At 53.8% G+C, this 4,234-nt stretch carries 2 protein-coding genes and 1 pseudogene; 1 reads left to right on the forward strand and 2 read right to left on the reverse strand.

Translation table 11 applies throughout. The features are described 5' to 3' along the window. Together ACTJKX_RS37915 and ACTJKX_RS37920 are read right to left on the reverse strand one after the other, a co-directional pair. The coding region (locus ACTJKX_RS37915) for a hypothetical protein (protein ID WP_440728478.1) at nt 1-2,013 on the reverse strand (2,013 nt) is incomplete at its 3' end. A 455-nt stretch (nt 2,014-2,468) separates the two neighbouring features. Continuing rightward, nucleotides 2,469-2,750: a hypothetical protein gene (locus ACTJKX_RS37920; protein ID WP_394315700.1), complete on the reverse strand. Its 282-nt coding sequence runs from the start codon at nt 2,748-2,750 to the stop codon at nt 2,469-2,471. Nucleotides 2,751-3,889: 1,139 nt separating this feature from the next. Here ACTJKX_RS37920 and ACTJKX_RS37925 point away from each other — a divergent pair. Next, nucleotides 3,890-4,144: pseudogene (locus tag ACTJKX_RS37925) on the forward strand (transposase); the annotation flags it as partial. Nucleotides 4,145-4,234 lie beyond the last annotated feature (90 nt).

Here is a 4,234-nt window from a genome sequence, read left to right on the forward strand (position 1 = left end):
ATCCGTGGTGACCGACCCATCGGCGTTCGTGGTCTTCGTCTGCTTGACGATATAGCTGCCCGATTCCGTGGCCAGGACGGCATCGCCAGCCGCACCCGTCGTGCCATTGGTTCGCGTGAAGGTGGTGGTGCCCGTAATCGCCGAGCCGTCGCTGAAGCTCTGTCCGCTGCCTGACGGCGTCAAATCGATGGAGGCAATGCCAAGCTCGCTCAGGCTCTTCATCTGGCCGTCGACAAGAACCTTGAAATCCGCCCATTTGGCGTCGCCGGCGTCGAGCTTGCCGTTGTGATTGGTGTCGAAGATGTTCTTCAGAGCTTCGAGATCGCCTTTGGCGGTCGAATCCCATTCGGTGAAGGCAAACTCCTTGGCATTGCTGAGCTTGCCGTCGTGATCGGCATCCAGGACAAGGACACCATCGCCCTTCCCAGCCCAGGCGATACGGCTGTGATACCCATCTCCATTCTGGTCGACGAATTGGGTCGACGACGACAAGGGATCGATGCGAAGCCCGTCGCCGTCCAGATCCAGGATGACAGGAAAAGGAGGAAGAGGAATTGTAAACGATATGCCGGGAACACGCCCATTCGCGAAATTGGGATTGTATCCGATGACGGCGCCGTTACCCAGACCAATCCCGCCATAGCCATTGTTGCTGAGGAGTTGCCAACCGGAGGGCGTCGAAAAATTGCTCGGCAGAGCCTGTGAGGGCGAAATAGGTGCGGTTGCTGCGGCATGGAAGCTCGACAGTTGCTGGGTGTAACCAGGTGGCACCGGAATCCTTCCCGACGATCCACCAATTGTCGGGGTAGCCTGCGGAGCCAGCCTGTTCAGGTCCGCCAGAATGCGGTTGCCCAACCGGTTCAAGGCGTTGAAGTTGAGTGAGCCCGGCAGCTTGCCGCCAGCCAGAAACGCACTCGTGGCTTGGGCAGCGTCGAAATCGGACCAGGATCTATAGGGGTTCTGAAGTTGCGATTGGCCGCCCGCATCGATGATCGAGCGAAGCCTGGAGGCCGGCAGATTGTTCAGGGAATACGCATCGGGATTGACGGTGTTGGGCGCGCCAGTGTAGCGCGACGGAACCGCGAAAGGCGATGCCACCATCCGGGCGATCGCCGAGAAATCGCCATTGTCGGCGGCCCAGCCCAACGGGTCGGCTGGATTGAAGGCAAAATGGATGACGGGCGGCTGATATGCCTGCATGAACCCGGAATAGTCCCTCGGCGACGCGCCAAATTGAATTCCGTGCAACGCTACGATCGAGCGGGCCGCCGGCGATTCCAAAAACTGTTGGTCCAGTGCGCTCTGGGAAATTTGCGAAAATGCCCGATAGTCAGCGAGTTGCTGGCGTGTCCTATTCCAAAGTTCTTCAGGGGTCTGCGATGCCGTCGGGAACCATTTGACAAGCTCGGCGAGTTGTTCGCTTCCAGGCACAAGATTGCCTTCGCGATCGTAGAGCATATCCTTAACATCGGGGCTATCCGGCGTAAGAGAACCGTCTGTAAAATAATAATACTTGCCAGCATAATAGCCGCTTTCGATGAGGCTCTTGGCTGCAAGATAGGACGGTAGTGCCCGCAATCTTGCAGCATCGTTCTCATAGGGGCTGCCAGTCGGTCTTGATTCTAGAATCATCGAGGCAGTCATGAAGGCCCTTGAGCCCACTAGCCGGAAGGCAACGCCTAATGTGTCAGCTAAGCCATCAGCGGCTGCCCCCATCACTAGACTGCCATAATACGGTGCTCGGACACCCAAAGCTCCCTGAAGTGTGACTCCATAGGATGCCAACGTCGTCCCCCACGCAGCAACTCGTGGTTCAGCCCAAGCGTAATAGTTCCCTTCCGGTTCAAGAAATTCCCGAAAACCTGGATTGATAAATTTCTGATAAGGATTAGTACTTCGGTCGGCGGAGTTAAATTGCGGAACCTTGTAATAAATATCCCTAACGGACTGATATTGACTAGAGCTGAGTACCCCCTTATTCAGTGCGCCATACAGCAATTCCGACGTATTCATCGAATACCCAGTCGCCATATAAAAGTCAGATGGCGGAGTAAGTCCAGCCTTATACGGCACTGATCCTTTATTATAATAATTTCCTATCTCAAATTGTCGAAAGAAATTATCATCGCTCCATACTATTGATCTCGCGCCATTAAACTCATCTGCAGCAACCAACTCAGCAATTGCGTAATCGCCAGCGTTAGTCCTAGAAAGTATCCCGGAGTTAAAAAGTGCACCGGCTCTCGTGTTAAAATCTTCAACACGATAATCCGATATCCATCTTAGTAGCTGGGGAGAGCGGAGATCATTATTAATTTCGAACAGCCCGACGTCAGATATCGCCAGTTTCCGGCCAATGGAATTCGCATAATTTGCTATAGCATCTAAAAGAGGACGCCCTCCTCTAGAGTGAGCAAACGAGAGTGCATTCGCATCTACATAAAGATATTCTACGGGCATCCTAACACTCACCGCTCATCAAGAGGAGATGCTGGAAGATTTAACATCGCCCGCACCAAAGATCGTGTTTCGATCATTATATATGTGACATCAGACAGTGTGCTGCCGGGGAATAGAGCATTAACAATGTCCTTCATCGGCCCGCTGGTTTCCCAAGATATTGCGCCGACCTCTATTTCTTCTCGGGTGTATTGAATCCAAAGATCAACATTATTGTCCCGAAGTTCGCGGACAAAATATGGAGCTTTTTCTTTGGCCCACGCAACTTTTTCCTTATTGGGAAATGACATTATTGATTACTCATCTGTAATAGAGGCGTTAAACCAGTCGAATGTAATGCGTCAATGCTCTGAGGCTCAGTGTTTCAGCATCGCAACCGGCTCTCTTCATTGCCTTCACCGAAAATTCCTTTCGGTCAAACAACTTGCCGTCAAACACCGTGACTGGAGTATCGCCCGGTGAAGCCAAGCCACCATTGGCGCCGCCAATCGACTCTACACCTCGCTCAAAAGGGGCGCGGCGGCCGGGAGTAGCGCGGCAATCACGCCCAAAGGCGACCTCCCTTTCGAGGCCCGATATGCGCCCCCCCGAGGCACCGACAAAGACAAGCACGAACGCGCTCCGGTGAATTACTCAACCAATTCCGCGATCGGCATCGTCCGAGGCGAGGGCGCGCAACACTCCAAAGCGCGGACAAGGCCGGATCGTCGGGGGTGGGCTGCACCCAGGCACGACGATATTGATTTGACAAAATTCGCCGTGGCCGTAATCGAGATTGCCCCGAGCTTGATGATGGTGGGGCTGACCTGATCTCTCGCGTTCGGAGCGCATGATAACGCCATATGCTTATTCAGGCTGGTCGGATCGCAATCGAACAACCATTTTGTTCGCCGTGATCTTGGAGAGCCTATAATGGCTAGTGTTACTGCTAACTTGTTAGGCATAGGGGTCTCTCCGGAATCTGACAAGGTACGGCACTCACAATAGAGCCACGAACGTTGCTTGAGAAATCCTGCCCAACCCGGAGAATCTCCCGGCAGCCCCAGCCGGGCGCAGATTGGGAGGAAAAACGGTGTCCGCCCCAACCAACGCTGACAATTTACCCCTTCGGCCGACGTGAGCAATTAGTCCTTTGGAGACAGTATATTTTATAAAGAAAGTTTACGCCGCCCTGAAGCAGCCTCCCGGAAATGACCGGACACTTTCTCACCCTTATGTAAGGGTGAGTCTTATGATCGACATTTTGACTAGTCTGATCGATATGTCCGAGACCCGCGCAGAAGTTTCGCCGAAGCAGGAAGGTCGTCGCCGGCGAAGCGGGGTGATCTGAGCCCTTAAAATTGGACTGTTTTAAATGAGAGCTTTCCGCAGCCGAACCCCGAGGCTGGGAGGAGCGGAAGACGATGAAGGCATCGATTTTTTTGCTTCGCTGCCCTTCGGGTCGGAAGCACAGAAGGCGTTCATTCTCAAGCAGGGCGCGGATGGCGTGCCGGTGGCGGACATCTGTCGGCGGGCCGGGATCAGCCAGGCGACCTATTTCGACTGGAAGAAGAAATACGAGGGCCTGACGCCGCCGAAGATGCGGTGGATGAAGCTGCTCGAGGATGAGAATGCCAAGTTGCGCAAGCTGGTGGCGGACCTGTCGCTGGACAAGGAGATGCTGCAGGACGTCATCCGCCGAAAACTCTAGGAGTTGTGGACACTTATCTGATCCATAGAACTGTAGCGGCAAGGGTTATGACGGCGAGATAATTTCTAGCGGTTTTCTCGAAAC

It is taken from the genome of Labrys sp. 22185, from assembly GCF_052045555.1.
Taxonomy (GTDB): Bacteria; Pseudomonadota; Alphaproteobacteria; order Rhizobiales; family Labraceae; genus Labrys; species Labrys neptuniae.